At 36.5% G+C, this 18,020-nt stretch carries 13 protein-coding genes; 10 read left to right on the top strand and 3 right to left on the bottom strand.

What is annotated here, in order from left to right; translation table 11 throughout:
- Nucleotides 1–31: 31 nt before the first annotated feature.
- Both rlmD and KHA87_RS17430 read left to right on the top strand, forming a co-directional pair.
- Nucleotides 32–1,414, top strand: coding sequence for a 23S rRNA (uracil(1939)-C(5))-methyltransferase RlmD (gene rlmD / locus KHA87_RS17425; protein WP_213095455.1), 1,383 nt, complete (start codon nt 32–34; stop codon nt 1,412–1,414).
- A 363-nt stretch (nt 1,415–1,777) separates the two neighbouring features.
- Complete coding sequence (locus KHA87_RS17430; RefSeq protein WP_213095456.1) at nt 1,778–2,734, top strand: tRNA dihydrouridine synthase; 957 nt, start codon at nt 1,778–1,780, stop codon at nt 2,732–2,734.
- A gap of 163 nt (nt 2,735–2,897) precedes the next feature.
- Here KHA87_RS17430 and KHA87_RS17435 read toward each other — a convergent pair whose 3' ends face one another.
- A complete protein-coding gene (locus KHA87_RS17435) occupies nt 2,898–4,715 on the bottom strand; it encodes a polysaccharide deacetylase family protein (protein ID WP_213095457.1) in 1,818 nt (605 codons plus the stop codon).
- A 505-nt stretch (nt 4,716–5,220) separates the two neighbouring features.
- Between KHA87_RS17435 and KHA87_RS17440 the strand changes: the two genes are divergently transcribed.
- The gene (locus KHA87_RS17440; RefSeq protein WP_249310595.1) at nt 5,221–5,358 is read left to right on the top strand and encodes a YciI family protein; all 138 of its coding nucleotides are present in this window, start codon (nt 5,221–5,223) and stop codon (nt 5,356–5,358) included.
- A gap of 436 nt (nt 5,359–5,794) precedes the next feature.
- Here the strand turns inward: KHA87_RS17440 and KHA87_RS17445 are convergent, their stop codons facing one another.
- Nucleotides 5,795–6,562 (bottom strand): helix-turn-helix transcriptional regulator, encoded by a 768-nt coding sequence (locus tag KHA87_RS17445; protein ID WP_249310558.1) that lies wholly within the window; start codon nt 6,560–6,562, stop codon nt 5,795–5,797.
- A gap of 107 nt (nt 6,563–6,669) precedes the next feature.
- Here KHA87_RS17445 and KHA87_RS17450 point away from each other — a divergent pair, with 107 nt between their 5' ends.
- Together KHA87_RS17450 and KHA87_RS17455 are read left to right on the top strand one after the other, a co-directional pair.
- The gene (locus tag KHA87_RS17450) at nt 6,670–7,368 is read left to right on the top strand and encodes a DUF4386 domain-containing protein (protein WP_213095458.1); all 699 of its coding nucleotides are present in this window, start codon (nt 6,670–6,672) and stop codon (nt 7,366–7,368) included.
- A 226-nt stretch (nt 7,369–7,594) separates the two neighbouring features.
- Complete coding sequence (locus tag KHA87_RS17455) at nt 7,595–8,095, top strand: YehS family protein (RefSeq protein ID WP_213095459.1); 501 nt, start codon at nt 7,595–7,597, stop codon at nt 8,093–8,095.
- Nucleotides 8,096–8,405: 310 nt separating this feature from the next.
- On the opposite strand, the gene helD is transcribed toward KHA87_RS17455, so the two are convergent.
- Nucleotides 8,406–10,739 (bottom strand): RNA polymerase recycling motor HelD, encoded by a 2,334-nt coding sequence (helD, locus tag KHA87_RS17460; RefSeq protein WP_213095460.1) that lies wholly within the window; start codon nt 10,737–10,739, stop codon nt 8,406–8,408.
- Nucleotides 10,740–11,131: 392 nt separating this feature from the next.
- Here helD and KHA87_RS17465 point away from each other — a divergent pair, with 392 nt between their 5' ends.
- From KHA87_RS17465 to KHA87_RS17485, 5 genes are all read left to right on the top strand, one after another.
- Nucleotides 11,132–13,360, top strand: a complete 2,229-nt coding sequence (locus KHA87_RS17465; protein ID WP_213095461.1) for an AAA domain-containing protein — start codon at nt 11,132–11,134, stop codon at nt 13,358–13,360.
- A gap of 261 nt (nt 13,361–13,621) precedes the next feature.
- Nucleotides 13,622–14,431, top strand: coding sequence for an alpha/beta fold hydrolase (locus KHA87_RS17470; protein ID WP_213095462.1), 810 nt, complete (start codon nt 13,622–13,624; stop codon nt 14,429–14,431).
- Nucleotides 14,432–14,714: 283 nt separating this feature from the next.
- A complete protein-coding gene (locus KHA87_RS17475; RefSeq protein ID WP_213095463.1) occupies nt 14,715–16,385 on the top strand; it encodes a M4 family metallopeptidase in 1,671 nt (556 codons plus the stop codon).
- A 220-nt stretch (nt 16,386–16,605) separates the two neighbouring features.
- The gene (gene yiaA, locus KHA87_RS17480; RefSeq protein WP_213095464.1) at nt 16,606–17,076 is read left to right on the top strand and encodes an inner membrane protein YiaA; all 471 of its coding nucleotides are present in this window, start codon (nt 16,606–16,608) and stop codon (nt 17,074–17,076) included.
- Nucleotides 17,077–17,294: 218 nt separating this feature from the next.
- On the top strand, nt 17,295–17,906 hold the full coding sequence (locus KHA87_RS17485; protein WP_213095465.1) for a VC0807 family protein: 612 nt from the start codon (nt 17,295–17,297) through the stop codon (nt 17,904–17,906).
- Nucleotides 17,907–18,020 lie beyond the last annotated feature (114 nt).

Genomic DNA, 18,020 nt, shown 5'->3' on the forward strand with positions numbered 1-18,020 from the left:
ATAAGCATTGAAACAGGCGGAGTGATGATAGTTGAAAAACGAGAAAACTTTATTGATAAAAGAAAAACAGCAATTCCCTTTAACCATTAAACGTTTGGGAATTAACGGAGAGGGAGTCGGCTACTTCAAAAAGCAAGTAGTCTTCGTACCCGGCGCACTTCCAGGTGAAGAGGTAGTAGTAGAAGTTACGAAGGCCCATCCGAAATATGCAGAGGCTATTGTGAAAAAAGTGCGGAAGCGTTCGAAACACAGGGTAAAAGCGCCATGCATCGTCTATGAACAATGCGGTGGATGCCAGCTTCAGCATTTAGAATATGGACAGCAGCTGAAAGAAAAGCGCGACATTTTGATTCAAGCACTAGAAAGACACACTCGATTTAATATAGAAGAAATGGATATTCGTGAAACAATTGGGATGGACAATCCTTGGCACTACCGCAACAAAAGCCAATTCCAGCTTGGAGAAGATCATGGAAAAGTCATCGCCGGAATGTACAGCATCGATTCCCACAGACTTATCAACATTCCAGAATGCATAGTCCAACAGCCCGTTACGAATAAGGTGACGAATGTAGTTAAACAAATATTAGCGGATTTCAAAGTCCCTATTTATAATGAAAAAACAAGAAAAGGCATTGTGAGAACCATTGTAACCCGAGTCGGTGTTGAAACAGGACAAGTTCAGGTCATGCTTGTCACTGCAAAAAAGGACTTGCCGCGCAAGGAGGCCATTATTTCGGAAATCAAGAATCGCCTGCCGGAAGTAGTCTCCATCATGCAAAATGTTAATCCGAAACGGACCTCCATCGTATTAGGCGATGAAACGATTCACTTATCCGGTGAAAAAATAGTGGAGGAGCGTTTAGAAGAATTCACTTACGAGTTATCGGCACGTGCATTCTTCCAGCTTAATCCGGTTCAAACCGTTAAGCTATATAATGAAGTGAAAAGAGCGGCTGGTTTAACAGGAAAAGAAAAAATAGTAGATGCTTATTGCGGAGTTGGAACAATCGGCCTTTGGTTGGCAAATGGAGCGGGAGAAATTCGCGGTATGGATGTAATCCCTGAGGGAATTGAAGATGCTAAGAAAAATGCAAAGAAGCACGGATACGAAAATGCATCTTATTTTACCGGAAAAGCGGAAGAACTCATGCCAAGATGGGTGAAAGAAGGATGGCGACCAGATGTTGTAGTGGTCGATCCGCCACGTACCGGGTGCGACTCGAAATTTTTAGACACTATTTTGAAGGTGAAGCCGAAGACGTTTGTATATGTTTCGTGTAATCCATCTACTTTGGCAAAGGACTTACAGGTGTTGAGTTCGAAGTATAAGGTAGAGTATTTGCAGCCGGTAGATATGTTTCCGCAGACGGCGCATGTGGAGTGTGTAGCAAAAATAACAACAAATTTGTAACAATAAATCTTCTATTTTCTAAGCAGAATCCAATAAAATACCGGGTTTCGATAAGAACTCGGTATTTGGCATTTTAGGTAGGGACAGGTATATGACGTGCACCCATCTTTTGGGAGAGAGCTTCCAATAATATGTAGTAGAACCTAGACAATCCAACTGCCCTCAGAACGCATTAACCTCCACCTACTCAATTTTCTTTGCACTTTTTATTGGTTTATATTAAAGTGTATAAAGAAAAAAAACTAGGCTTTGATAAAAAAGTGCTTAGGCATAATATAAGTGTAAAAGGAACAGAGACATCTTTGCTTTTTATTTTTGGGGACAAGGGTATGTCCTTAAGTACCATAATGAGAGGTTTTGAATATGAAAGATAATTTTTGGCGCGAATTACCACGGCCGTTTTTTGTACTAGCACCAATGGAAGAGGTGACGGATGTTGTTTTCCGCCACGTAATAAGTGAAGCAGCTAGACCTGATGTGTTTTTTACAGAGTTTACAAACACGGAGAGTTATTGTCACCCAGAGGGCAACCAAAGTGTGCGTGGACGATTGACTTTTACAGAAGATGAACAACCAATTGTGGCACATATATGGGGGGATAAGCCCGAATATTTTCGGCAAATGAGCATTGGTGTGGCGAAACTTGGATTTAGGGGTGTGGATATCAATATGGGCTGTCCTGTACCTAATGTGGCATCCAAAGGGAAGGGAAGCGGCCTTATCCTTCGACCAGAAGTCGCTGCAGAGCTAATACAAGCGTCAAAAGCGGGAGGATTGCCTGTAAGTGTGAAGACAAGGCTTGGCTACACGGAGGTAGACGAGTGGTGGGACTGGCTAACCCATGTATTGAAACAAGACATCGCTAATCTTTCCATACATCTGCGTACCAGAAAAGAAATGAGCCAAGTAGATGCTCATTGGGAGTTGATTCCAGAGATCAAGAAACTTCGTGATCGGGTTTCACCAGATACACTTTTGACGATCAATGGGGATATTCCTGACCGTCAAACTGGCTTGAAGCTCGCTAATCAATATGGTGTTGATGGAGTTATGATTGGGCGTGGTGTTTTTAAAAATCCATTTGCCTTTGAAAAAGAGCCCAAGGATCATAGCAGTAAGGAATTGCTTGATCTTTTAAGACTGCATCTTGATCTACATGATAAATATTCAAATGAATTAGAGACACGTCCATTCAGTGCTCTTCATAGATTTTTTAAGATATATGTAAAAGGATTTCGAGGGGCGAGTGAATTAAGAAATCATTTGATGAGCACAAAGTCAACAGATGAAGTGCGTGCAATGCTCGATAACTTTGAGTGAGGGACAGGGGAAGTAGGAGTGTCCTAATGTAAGGTAAAGTGATATGAGTGTTTCACTGCGAATGATTCGTTTAAAGGAAATCAATCGTAATTCTCCATAATCCAAATGAAGAAATAAATAAGGTTGTCAAAGATAAGAGCTCTTTGACAACCTTATTTTTTATCTATTTAACAATTAGCTGTTTAAAGTCTTGTAATGTAGTGTTAAAACTTACTCTCACTCTTTGTAATTCATAATGACTATCATTTGTATTTGCAATTCCTTGTTTCGTTGTGACAGCAAAATCATAATATTTTTTCACTTCATTAATAACAGTGTTGTTATAACTGCCATATGGATAAGCAATTGCAGTAACCTTCTTCCCGGTAATGTCCTCCAGTAAAAATTTGTTATCCTTAATCTCTTTTAATAAATCGATGTTACCGGCGGTCTCGCTATCATTAAAAAATGGATGTGTCATTGTATGTGCTTGAATGGAAATAATTCCAGAATCGCTTATTTCTTTTATTTGCTCTAAAGAAAGAAAATCATTTTCATCAATTTCAGAGCCTATGATGAAAAATGTTGCTTTAGGTTTAAAAGTTTCATCTCTTAAATCTTTTAAAATATAGTATGCAACAATATTATTTTCAAATCCATCATCAAAAGTTATTATAATTGGTTTTTTAATATTTTTTATGTTTTGGACTTCATCGAAATTAATAGGTGTATATCCTGCTGCTTTTAAATATTCCATTTGTTCCTCGAAATCTTTGGGAGTAACAAACCTACCATATTCATCAGGCTGAGGATCTTCTCCAATTTGGTGATACATTAAAATGGGAATATTATATCCAGGATCCCTTTTAACAGGAATTGTCCCTACATCCTTTACATGTATATAGCCAGTTTTTTTCTTTCCTTTGATATAAGCTATAGCTTGATACCATTTATCATCATAATGTGTTAGCTTTAGTTGGTCCCCTTTTTTATAACTCTTCAATTTTAAGGACTTTCTAGATGTTTGACTATATAAATATGTTGGGCTTTTTAAGGCAGAAGACTGTATACTCGGAGCGAATGGACTCACATCGCTAGTAAGAATATAGCCGGTTTGATTCTCCCCATTTACATTAACCGTTACAGTGAACCAATTTGAGTTATATGGCCGATATTTAAGAGATTTTCCTTTCTCGTAAATTTCTAATATATTGGAGTTCTTTGAAGTGTCACTATACACTTTAGCTTGGTTCTTAACGGCATATCCTTCTAGAACTTTATTTACATCTTTTTTTAAAATATATCCGGTTTGTGCCTTCCCATTTATATAGCTGGTTACTTCATACCAATTTTTTGAAAATGTACGATAACGCAGAAGTTTTCCCACTTGATAGCTTTTGATTATATTGGCATCTATAGATGGTTTTGAGTAAACCTTTGTAGACTTTATTACCCCTATACTACCTACGATTGGGTTATTAACAATGGTTTCAACATTATTTATTGGAATATATCCTGTATATTCTTCTTCATTGATATTAACTGTAACCATATACCAATCTTGATCGTAGCTCCGATATTCGATGATACTTCCTTTGTCATAACTATTTATGATGCTGGAATCGATACTGTTAGAACTGTAAACATTTGTTGTACATACTGTTACACCTTTAACACTTTGTGATTCACTAATATCTCCGGCATCATCTTTATTTATATAGCCTTTATACATAATTCCATTAATACTTACGACTGCTACATACCAATGACTTGAATAAGGATGATATACAAGAGGATGGTTATAATCATAGCTTTTTAGAATGGGAGCCTCTCTTGAGGTGCCAGCATAAACATTTACAGGTTGAACTAAGGAATAACCATGGATTATCTCGTCATTTCCTTCATATCCTTCATTATCATCAGCTATTATAGTTGACTGAAGAAAAAATGAGATAGTGAATATTGTTGCTAGTATAATTAATAGTTTTTTAGATCGAAACATTATATTTTCCCCTCAATATGTATGTAATTTTAATCTTGTTTACAATTTAGGAAACCACAGTGATACTAAAAATCCAAAGCTAAGGACCACTATAATAGCTTTTTTAATGAAGACACTGTAGCTCCATTGTAATAATGAATAATACCTATTATTCTAACAAAATTATACAAAATTAGCTATAAATTTGAAAAAAATTCAAATTTATTCCCGCTTTTGACTAATGAATAATGTATCAATAGCGGGATTCGAGATATTTAATTATGATGTTCCGTAAAGATCAATCCTTTGGCATTGCAATAAAAACATTTCAAAATACCTATTTTAGTCCTATGCATAAATATTAACTGTATTTGTGAGAACTTTATTAAAATTACAGAACAAGAATAATTAATGAACGAAATTTTAAATTAAATAATGAAAAAGTATACTTTCGTATTAAATTGTAATGGAGTTTGCAATAAAAAAACTAACAAAGAAAGGCTCAAGACATGGTCCGTTTACGGAAATGAAAGAATTGATTGCCGGGTTCATTCTGCTGGATGTGAAGTCAAGGGAAGAAGCCATCGAGCTGGTCATGCGGATGCGGGAACCGAACCGCAAGGACATGGGGAAAGTCAGATTGAATTGTGTAAAGAATTTTTAAACACCTTAGCTAACCCAGGATCCGGAAATATTGGCCAAGGAATAGGAATTTATAAAAAATCTAAAAAGGGAGCCGAGCGTGACCCCCTTTAGACAAATTGTATCAATGAATAGCTGACTAATGGCATCTCAAAAGAGGTGCCTTTTTAGGTTGGAGAATATTTCTTTGGTTTCGTAGAACGAATTACAGCAAGATTTGGAAAGTGTTATTAAGTACATAATGTTATCTTTTTATCAAGGATCTTTTCGTAAACTTTGTTACTCTTGGACCTTAACAAGTGGCATTTACTAAGTTTGTAATAAGATAGGAGGAGTTTGAAAGTGGAAATATCCCACTAAACATCTGAATCTATAGGTAGTTTTTGTATTGGAACGTATATGTGATAGTCAGAATCAAGGGCGTGAATATTATTAAAAACTTGAATAAGCTCAATATGTTAATTCTCGGGTTCTTGTTTGGAGATTTTTAAAAATCTTGCATAGTCAGTGGCGAGTACATCTCCTATTTCGAGTAAATCACCAAGATATTTGAATCTAGCGCAAAAGAGTTGGGGTACATCAATGTTAAAGTAATAGGGCTTATCAATCTGCAAATCATGTGGAATACCAAATAAAACTTTGAAACGAGTTGAATTTGGTTGGCAATTAGAATAGATAACATAACATGGACCACTGATGGTTTCATCGATGTTGTTTAACAGCATTTTGGAGTGAGAGCGAATTTTTGTCTTGTAATCATCTGTTGCTAGATCCACTTCAAAGGCAATGCCGCAAACTTGAATGGCTTCGAATGGTGTAAGGGTGAAATCAGTAACAATATCACCATTGATGTTTTTTATAGGTCTTTTCACTACTAATGGTATTGGCGCAATAGGTACCACTACATCTTTTTCCCTGAGTGAACTTGGAGCTATACCGTATTTGCGTTTAAACGCGCGGGTGAAGGATGATGGGGTTCCGAAGTTTAGTTGATACGCAATATCTGTTAGTGATAGATTTTCGTTTTGAATTAATTTTACGGATGAATTTAATCTCCTGGATAATATGTACTGGTTTAATGAACAACCCATCATAGCAGAAAAAAGTCTATGAAAATAGTATTTAGAGATGTTGAAGCTATTGGCAACTGAATCCAGTGATAGCGGGAGTTCTAAATTATTTTCAATATGAATTAAAGCCTTTGCAATAATTTCATAATGTTCCATTGTATCACCTGTAATTTTTTTTTTTTTTTTTTTTTTTTTTTTTTTGTATTTTCTAATTAGTCTAACATATGGGCTTTTAAAAGTAATTATTTCAAGGAGGTAAAAAAATGACACGAGACCGAATGAATGGGATGATTATAGGAGTATTTTATATTGTTGCGGCTATTACTTCTATAATAGCGGTTGTCTTATATCAACCAGTTTTGTCAGAACAATGGTATATGACGGTTGCAAATGGACATGAAACGAAAGTTTTGGTTGGTGCGATCAATGACCTATTACTCGTAGTAACAGCAATTGGAACAGCAGTGATGTTTTTCCCTTATCTTCGTGGTTGGAATGAACACATAGCATTAGGGTATCTTTGTTTACGATTTATGGAGGCTGTTTTTATTGCAATAGGAATTGTGAGTATATTAGGTTTATGGAGTATTAGTATACAATATGAAGCAGGAAACTTTACAAATGTAGATAATCTTTCATCTATAGGTTTCATGTTACAGTCTCTTTATCGTTGGACTACACTGTTAGGTCCGAATTTTATGTTAGGTTTAAATACAGTTTTATATAGTTATTTACTTTTTCGAACAGCTATCGTGCCAAAGCCGTTAGCACTATTCGGTATGATTACTGCTTTAATGGTATTCCTAGCGGGTTTACTAGAAATGTTTGGTCTAGTTGAACCATATTCAACTGTAAAAGGACTAATTGCATTACCTGTTGGAGTCTATGAAATAAGTTTGGCATTTTGGTTAATTGTGAAGGGGTTCTATAAGGAGAAACTTAGGGCATTAAAAGCGAAATAATGGTTTTAATTAGTAACTGTGAATGTAAAGGGGCAAAAGCAGGTCTTATCCTAACCATAGGAACCTGCTTTTTTCTCTGAAGATAAATTTTACATAGTTAATATGTCAATGAAAGATAAATTATATTTTTTTCGTTTTTTATGTCAAAATATATGGAAAGTATTCAAGTCATTAATTTCTAAATGGCACAAGTAAATGGAATTTTTAATAAATAGGAGGTCTACTAATGGATAATAACGATATATTAATTCGATTAAGATATGCATTGGAATTAAAAAATAAAGAGATGGCAGAGATTTTTAAACTTGGTGGCGTAGAGGTATCTGTACCAGAAGTGGTCAAGATACTTACAAAGACATACGATGAAGATGATTATGAGAATGAGGATCAAATCAAATGTACACACAGTATGTTAGACTCGTTTTTAAATGGTCTAATTATTTATAAAAGAGGAAAACAAGAGTCGAAGCCTGGACAGTCTAATCCACAAGAAACTCCATTAAAGACGAGTGAAAACGTGAATAATCTTCTGTTAAAGAAAGTTAAAATAGCATTGACTTTAACGACTGATGATATATTGGATATTTTCAAAAATGCTGGACTGAGGGTATCAAAAGGAGAACTTGGGGCTTTATTTAGAAAAGAAGGACATAAGAATTATAAAGAATGCGGAGATAATTTCGCTAGAAACTTTTTAAAAGGATTAGCAATTAAATACAGGAGATAACTCTCTTTAGTATTCTAGGTACATACCAGGTACCGCCATTGGTTGAAAAGAGGCATAAAAACAGAATCTTCTTAGAAGTTACTATCGATAGCTGCAGTTCAAGTTCTGAAAAAATCACCGTGTTGCACTTATTAGAAACGAATTAGGAGCTAATTTAGGGGGCTCTTCTCTAACTTTTTAGGAGAGCTATATTGTTTTATTTATAAAAAACAGCAGAAAATAGATAAGTAGTAACTAAATAACTTACGCATTTTTCTGCTGTTAAATTTATTCTCATATTGGTTAAGCGCTCATTCAAATAAGGTAAATATCAAGCTTGATTAAAATTTTCCTGTAAAACATTTCGCAAAAATGGGCTTGGATCTCCAACACTATACAGCTGCAAATAATGCATAGCCCTAGTACAGGCGGTATAGAAAACTCTGCGCAGCCCCTCATCGCTATATACTTGGTTTGACGCATCATAAATTAACACGGCATCGAATTCTATGCCCTTGGACAAATAAGATGGTATGACTACAACGCCTTGCTCATATTCAATGGAGTTGTTCTTCATAAGCTTAATTTCATCGATGTTGGACAAGGCTTCATATGCATTAGAACTTTCCTCAGCTGATTTACATATTATTGCAATAGTATTATAGCCAAGACTTCGTAAATTTGCGACTTTGGATATAATGGATTGGTGGAGTTCAGCGTGATGGGACAATTGTGTCAGCACAGGCTTTTCTCCTTCGCGTTCGAAAGGGATAATCCGCTCGCAGTCTGGGACGAGCCTACGTGTAAATTCGATGATTGGTTTAGTTGATCGATAGCTCCTTGCCAGGTTGATTACCTCCGTTTTATCTGGGCCATATAAGTTGGTAAGTGTACGGAAATCAACCATTCCGCTGGCATGGGTGAATATTGCCTGATTAAAGTCGCCGAGCACAGTCATTCTTGCAGAAGGAAATAAACGCTTTAAAAACTCAAATTGAAAAGGGGAATAGTCCTGTGCCTCATCCACAACTATATGTTTAATGGAACTGTTCGTCTGAAATCCTAGAATGAGCTCTTTCAAAAGCAAAAATGGGGTGGCATCTTCATAAAATAATTTGTCTGCGTCTAGCATTTCCAGGGTCAATCGACAAATATCCGTCCACTCAGTGAGTGTTTCCTCCCCCAACCACTTTTGGATATACCCTGGGTCGGCAAAAATTTGCTTATATATTCCCTTTATGTCAACAAATCGAAAAGCTCGAATTCGTTTTCGCAACGGCTTTAGCTTCCGGCGAACAATCAATCGAGCAAGAGCTTTTGGCTCCATCTCATAATCGGCAATGGCATCCCCTTTATAGCCGCGTTTTTTCGCTAAGTAGGTGTGCGCCTTATGGTAATCCTCGTTACTTAGCAGCTCGATTTCCTCCTGTACCCATGGTTTAATCCATTCTACCTTTTCGGCTTCGTCTATTTGTTTAATTAGCCAATCCTTCAACATTTCAAGTCTGTTATGGAAGCGAAGAGAGGTGTCGCTATAAAACTTTTTTGCAATTTGTTGTGCGCCAATTATTGTCTTACCTCTAAAGGTAATTTCTTTGAATCGCATTCCAGATAATTCTAATGACTGCCTGTATGATTGGATTGCCTCAAAGAAACGGTTAGATGCCTTAAAGCGAATCGCAGCTATCCTTGACCTATAAGGAGGAGTATTTGCTGCAGTTAGCACATATTCCAATTGCTCGTATGGATTTTCAACATGAAACTCTTTACCTAAACGATGCGCTAAATATTCCTGGAATGTGACCTGCTGCATATTTTCTTCGCCAAGCTCGGGCAACACATTGGATACGTAGCTGTTAAACATTGTATTTGGGGAAAAAAGAATAATTTGATCAGCGTTCAAACTATCACGATATTTGTATAGCAAATAAGCTATGCGCTGCAAGGCAGCCGATGTCTTTCCGCTCCCAGCTACACCGTGCACAATAAGCAGTCTTCCGCGATCATGACGAATAATCCTGTTTTGCTCCTGTTGAATGGTAGCTACTATATTGTGCATATGTTTGTCTGTACCATTGCCCAGTACATTCTGCAAAATTTCGTCTCCGATGGTCAGACTCGTATCAAACATAGATTGGAGAACGCCGCCGCGGATAAGATATTGCCACTTTTTCTTCAATACGCCTTGGATTACACCCCCAGGGGTTGCGTACTTAGCTGGACCGGGCTGGTAATCATAGTAGACACTCGAAATCGGCGCCCTCCAGTCGTATATAAGGAAATTATCGCCACTTGTATCTGTAAGTGTCGAGATTCCAATATAAATCTGTTCCTCGGGAGAAGTTCCTTCTTCTAGAAAATCGATTCGACCAAAGTAGGGAACCTCCTCCATACGACGGAGTACAGATAATCTCTTCGATGCATGTCTATGGGTGCTTTGACTTACGGAAAGAGCCTGAGCCTCTTGTCTTAAGCCAATGATGGTCTCTAGAAAGTCATCGAAAGTATCAATATTCACCTTGATTTCATCCCAGAAGTGCTTTCGGATGTGTATTACTTCATTTCGACGCTGGTCCGTTTCTTCCTCTAATCTACTGATTTGCTCCTTAATTGTTTGCATTACACTGTCGACTTGTTTTTGCTCTTGCTCCAATTCTAATTTCATAGCAAACACTCCTTTTTTTAGATATAAGGGGTTGACTACCGACAAATTATGATATATAATTAAAATAAGGGATACTATACATTTATTTTAATTATATAGTGTCTATCTATATAAATTTACCACGGAATCTCCTTTTTTTCAATGGATTGGACATGATTATTTTGCTTGTCTTTTCATAATTTAACGACTATAAACTTTTATAAATAAAGAACCCTTCATACAAATTGTTATGAAGGGTTTCCTTTTTTTATCATGATACTCAATAATAACCTATATGTACCATCACAATTCGGAGCATATTGTAAATAATTTTAAAGTTAAATAAGTGCTTGTAACTTTTAAATATTTCTCTGTCGGTAACAGGCTCTTTTTTTAATGATAAGGGGAATCAAATGACAACAACTAAAACATATATCAAAGAATGGCAGCAAGCTCTGCAACAAGAAATTAATCACTTAAAAAAATATGGTGGAAGTCGCTATTCTGTTACAAATGGAAGGTTGTTATCAAATGATGGTCCCTATAGCTATTATTTTGATACTGCAATCTCCTTAAAGATACCAGTTGGTTCATCTATAAAATTGGAATGGGGAACGATGAAAACTAGTGGGAAAGTGCTTTCCTCTGAAGGTCGGGGAATTATTCTTGCATTAGAACGGAACTTTGGCGCTCTGATCCCGGATGCTTATTTGCTGCATGACCCATGGGAATTACTTGAACAATTAATGGAGCGCTTGGATGAAATCAAGAAAAGCAAACAAAAGCGGCTGCGAGTGAAGAGATTGATGAGTCCTTCCATGGAAGTCAAGCATCCTAAGGAAAAAATCAAGAGTAATGTCCATGAATTAATTTTGAGGTCAAAGTACAATCATACCACCTTCGTCTGGGGGCCACCGGGAACTGGTAAGACATACATCTTGGCTAGAACTGCAGCAAATAAATATTTTCAGAAGAAAAGAGTTTTGATTTTGTCGCATAGCAATCAAGCTGTCGATGTATTAATGAGGGAATTGACTGATTTTATTAAAAGGAAGAAAAGATTCCGAGAAGGGGATGTGCTTCGCTATGGGGGGAACAACGGGGAAACGTTATCGGCCCATCACGAAATTACCACCAATCTTCTTATTGAAAAGCAAGACCCACTCCTTGCGCAGGATAGGCACAGACTAGTGGAGGAAAGACGCCACTTAAAGCAAGACTTGGCTAATTCTTTTAGCAAACGAGATTCAGACCATTTACTGGAACTAGAAACGAAGTTTTCTAGGCTACTGGAAAAAATCCGGAAGAAAGAAATTCAATTAGTTAAAGAGGCATTCATTGTAGGCACGACACTGGCAAAGGCGGCAAGTGACAGTGCGGTATATGAATCAGATTATGACATCGTTATTCTTGATGAGGCAAGTATGGCATATGTACCACAGGCAGCTTTAGCTGCAAGCCTAGGAAAACGAGTGATTATTTGCGGTGACTTCAAGCAATTACCACCGATTGCTTCCAGTCGGCATCCGCTTGTGGAAAAATGGCTAAAAGAGGATGTGTTCCATAAGGCTGGAGTCGTGGAATGGCTGAAAGAAGGCAAGCTTCATCCACAGCTCTTTTTATTAAAGGAACAGCGCAGGATGCACCCGGATATTTCGGCATTTACTAATCGGTACATCTATCATTCACTGGTTGGAGATCATGAAAGTGTATATAAAAGCAGAAATAACATCACTTGCCTTGCACCTTTTAAAGACGAAGCTTCGGTGCTCTTGGATACAAGTTTCACGGGCTTGCATTGTGTAAATGATAGAACAACCAATTCCAGATTTAATCTGTGGCAGCTGTTGCTATCTTTTCAATTGATTCATGAAGCTTATAAGGGAGGAGTTGCATCCATCGGGTATGTCACCCCATATCGTGCTCAGGCGAATCTTATGGAAATGCTTCTTGAAGAAATATATGACAAAGAGCGTAGCGAGACGGATATTATCGCAGCCACCGTCCACCGATTTCAGGGGAGTGAACGAGATGTGATGATATTTGACACAGTCGATAGTGCCCCGCAAAATCGTGCTGGTATGCTAATCACTGGAAAGGACAGCGAACGATTAATCAATGTAGCTATTACGAGGACGAAAGGGAAATTTATTCACATCAGTAACAGAAATTTTATCGAAAGACATCTCTATAAGGGAAAAACATTGCGACAACTGGTTGACCATCAGGTCCAGAACAATCAAACGGTCACAACGGAAGATATTGGTTCATGGATTCGAAACCAACATTCAAAATTAAAATGGATGCATGCTCGTAAAGTGGAAGCTGTTTTTCAAGACCTGAGGTCGGCAAAGTATTCGATTACCATCTCCTTGCCAGAGGGAACTATGTTAACAGAAGAATGGGAAAAGCAGTTAATAAATAGAGGAAGACGAGTAAAACTAACCGTTATTTCTAAACAAAAGTGCAGTAACTGCGATGTATGGCTGGACGAAGGTTTTCCATTTCCGTTTGTGATGATTGACGAGAAAGTCTTGTGGCTAGGCATTCCGCTTGAAGGTTCCAGAGGAGTCCACCCCCCTTTTGTAGCGGTTAGACTTAGTTCCAGCAAAATATGTGATTATTTGTTAAAACAGATGTAGTTGTTAAGCTTATTTGTGATTAAGAATTTTAATATGTTATTTGCACATTCCATCATTCGGGAGACATACATTGGTAGAAAGTGATTAATTTGTTTCTCATAAAGGAAAGGGTTATTCTGCCCTATTTAATAGATGATATTTAAAAGGACCTTCCTTTAGCAGGAGAAGTCCTTTTTTTATGGAATATTATCAGATAGCCAATTTACAATTATTACACTATCAAACCATGACTAACAATTATGTTTACACAGGAGATTTACTATGGAATTCTTATTAAATAATGAATGCTTGTTTTATGATATTAAGGGAAAAGGTCAGCCCTTAATTATTTTACATGCGATGGGAACAGATCATCGATCTATGGCAGCGTGGATCGAACCGCTATTTGATTCCATTGATGGGTGGCAGCGTGTCTATATCGATATTCCTGCTCATGGCAATAGCAATAAAGTAAATGATATAAAATCTACCCAAGATATGCTAAATCTTATCCTGGCATTTATTAGTTCTACCTTTCATAACCGTTCTTTCGCCTTGCTTGGACATTCCTTCGGTGGATACTTGGCTCAAGGAATTATGAGTGAGAGACTTAATCTTGTTAAGGGAATTTGCCTATTAGCCCCAGCTCTCCATTTGATAGAAAGAAGACTTCCTCACAAGGAGATATTAGAGAGAGACAATCATTTAATAGAAGCCCTCGATTCAGATATCCAACAGTCAATTCATACTTTGTTGGTAAATCAGACAGAGGATTACATAGATTTATTTTTAAAAGAAATACAACCGGGACGCTTATTGGCTAATCGTGAATTTCTACAATCCAATTGGAGAGAACAAGGATATTTTTTGAAACAAGCACCTCTACAAAATAAAGAAGAAATTACGCAACCATCTTTAATGATTTTAGGAAAACAGGATGCCATCTGTGGGTATATGGATCATTTATCTCTTCTAAAAAGGTTCAAATATTTAACTTTCTCGATCCTAAACAATACAGGTCATTTGATGCAAATTGAAAAAAGAAACCTGGTTCAAGAGTTAGTACGAGATTGGATCCGCACACTCAAATAATGCAAAGATGCAAATACAATTTACTTAAAAGAGGGTTTCATCTATTAACCCTTTTTTTCTATAAAACACCAAATCAAGGGGACGGCTCTCTTGTTTCTTTTTAAGAAACGGGAGAACTGTCCCTATTGTTTTAGAAATAATGCGGTTAATAATACCTATCTCAACCTATTAAATAGGAATTTCTTTCTATTAATTTAAAAATTTAAATAATTCCAATTATTCATGCGAATTATTGTTCTATTATTTATAATAATGGTGAGTAAAAAATAAGGGGGTAATAGTGTTGAAGAAAAAGTTCATTGTACCTGTAGCTCTGTCCTCAGTGATTTTGGTAGGTTCTATCCCGTTAAGTAATGTATTGGCGAAGCCCGTTGATACAGAGATGGTAAGTAGTGTACAAGCTGCTAAAAAATGGAATGATAAAGCCAGTGTTCCTTTATTTGTAAAGGAGCGATTTGCAGAGAAATTCTCTTCTAGTACTCCTTCTAATGCATTAAATTACTTGAAGAAAAACGAAGGTAAAACCGGAATAAACAATCCAGATAAGAATCTAAAAGTAAAAAGTACAGAAAAAGATAAGCTTGGTATGACTCATGTACGTTTTAATCAGACAATAAATGGACTTTACGTAGAAGGATCAGAAGTCATTGTACATTTTAATAAGAATAATGAAGTAGTATCCATCAATGGACGAATTAATCAGACGATTGATGATGATGCTGTGGACACTACCACTTCTTTAAGTAGTGATGATGCACTAAAGGCCGCATTAACTTCTGTCGATGCTCCTGATGAGCTGACATATGATCCAACAACTGAGCTTGTGGTATATCCTTTTGATGGGGAAAATCATACAGCTTATAAGGTGAATGTTAACTTTATGGGGGATGAACCTGGAAATTGGTTTGTCTTTGTGGATGCAAAAACGGGAGAAGTTATTGACAAGTATAACGGTATAATGGATCTTGATGAATTCAAACCACAAAATGGTGTTGGAAAAGGTGTGCATGGTGCTCACAGGGATTTACATATCTCCCAAGTGAAGGAACCCAAATCAGGAACAAGGTTTGCGTTAGCAGATGTCGTACATGAGAATTTGGGAGGCATATTTACCTATGATTCAAAAAATGATACGAATACTAAAAATGATACCCTATATGTTGGGAATTCTGCTGCTTTTATTGGGGATTATGATAGAGCCGCGGTAGATGCACATTATAATTCCGAGAAGGTGTATGAATACTATCTGAAGGAACATGGCCGAAATTCCCTGGATGGGAAAGGGATGGCTATTAACTCCTATGTACACTATGATAAAAATTATAATAATGCCTTCTGGAATGGTGCTTGGATGACCTATGGTGATGGAGATGGTGAGTTCTTTATTTCACTATCTGCAGGTCTTGACGTTGCTGCCCACGAGATGACACATGGTGTTATCACTCATACAGCAAATCTAGTATACCGCAATCAACCTGGAGCACTTAATGAATCATTTGCCGATGTCTTTGGTGCACTCGTGGATGATAAAGATTGGGAAATAGGCGAGGATATTATGGCGCCGGCAGCTAAAGCAAATGGTGTTACGAGATTGCGTAGCATGAGTGATCCGAATAGTGTTGTTGTTAGTAATGCACAACGAGCTGCGTATGGCAGCGGAGTTTATCCGGCACATATGAGTCAATATTACAATATGCCGCAATCTGTAGATAATGGCGGTGTCCATGTGAACTCCTCCATTACGAACCATGCCGCATACTTAATTGGTCAAGAGATTGGAAGAAAGAAATTAGGACAAATTTATTATCGAGCAATATCTGTTTATTTAACTCCAAATTCCAATTTTAGTGACGCACGAAGAGCAATTGTTCAATCTGCAATTGATCTATATGGGGAAGGAAGCGCGGAAGAAGCTGCCGCAAATTCTGGATTTGATGCAGTGGGAATTTACTAAGCTTTACTAGGGAAAATATTTTTTACAGGGGGGACGGTTCCCATGTTTCGTTAGGAAACATGAGAGAACCGTCCCCATTGTTTAAAAATGAAAAATGGAAATAGAGTAAAATTATATACTATTTTGAATAATTTCCTATATAATAGATGAGAACAGGAGCACAATAATGCATTATTGGTGCTCCATTTTTCTTAGATATGAAAATAAGGGGGGATTTTCGATGTCTATTGATAATGAAGTTTTAATGGATAAGAAAAAACAAAATGAACCTAGAGTGAAAACAGAAAGAAAAGATGGAGAACCGACTCCAGCGTTTAAAGGCGCCTCTTGGGCAGCGCTGTTAGTAGGTGTTGCGGCTTACCTCATAGGTTTGTTTAATGCAACGATGGAACTGAACGAGAAAGGATATTACTTTGCTGTCCTAGTATTCGGACTTTATTCAGCTGTATCCTTACAAAAAGCGGTTAGAGATAAAGATGAGGGAATACCTGTTACAAATATTTATTATGGTATTAGTTGGATTGCACTTATTGTATCTATTTTATTAATGTCCATCGGTTTATACAATGCGGGAAGTATTGTTTTAAGCGAAAAGGGTTTTTATGGTATGGCATATGTTCTTAGTATTTTTGCAGCTATAACCGTTCAAAAAAATATTAGAGATACACAGAGGGCAAGAGAAAGAGATTAATTAACACAATTCACTTATTTTATCTTTCTTGATTCTTAGATAGCTTTAATTCAATTATATAAATGATTCCTTAAAATCATCTATCCTTTATGTTTTGTTAAAGGAAGGATGATTTTTTCTGTAGGATATTGATGTTCGTTGAACTAAAATAAAAGTAGGACGTTTTAATTAGAAAAGATTTAGCATAACACTACCTGTATAGATAAAGGGGTATGCCATTGTATACGAAGAAATCGATTATTCAAAGTGTTATCAGTACAATATTACTTAATGGAGTTTTACCGTTTGTTGTTTATATTATATTGAAATCATATTATTCTAATTTGTTTTCTTTGATTATAGCGACCATTATACCACTACTTGATATTATCTATGGATTTTGCAAAAATCGTAAGATTGATGTATTTAATTGCTTTATGTTAGTTGGATTTTTACTGGGAATAATAGCACTTTTATTTGGTGGCAATGAAAAAATTATCTTACTACGAGAATCGTTTGTTACTGGAATTATGGGTATGCTTTTTCTCTTATCTTTGTTCTTGCAAAAACCATTAATCTATTATTTTGCAAAACGATTCACTACGAATGATTATGAAAGGTTTTGGGATTACGACTATTTTCGTTTTGTGATTCGATTTATTACTATAGTATGGGGAATATCATTGCTTTTAGAAGCAATGATTAAAGCTTATTTAGTTTTTTCTTTATCTACAACCGCGTTCCTTGCGGTTTCACCAATCATCTTTTATGGAATACTAGCTGTAGTAATTCTATGGACTATTTATTATCGTAGATATTCAAAGCATAAACTTGATCAGATAATACATTGATGAAGCAGTACTTAAATAAAGTCTTTGGCAAAAAATGAACAGTGCTATTTACTGTTTATTTTTTTTTTTTTTTTGAGAAAATGAAAAAAACATTTGACAAACCGACGGTCGGTA

Source organism: Bacillus sp. FJAT-49736, assembly GCF_018343615.1.
In the GTDB taxonomy this organism is placed as follows: domain Bacteria; phylum Bacillota; class Bacilli; order Bacillales; family Bacillaceae_C; genus Margalitia.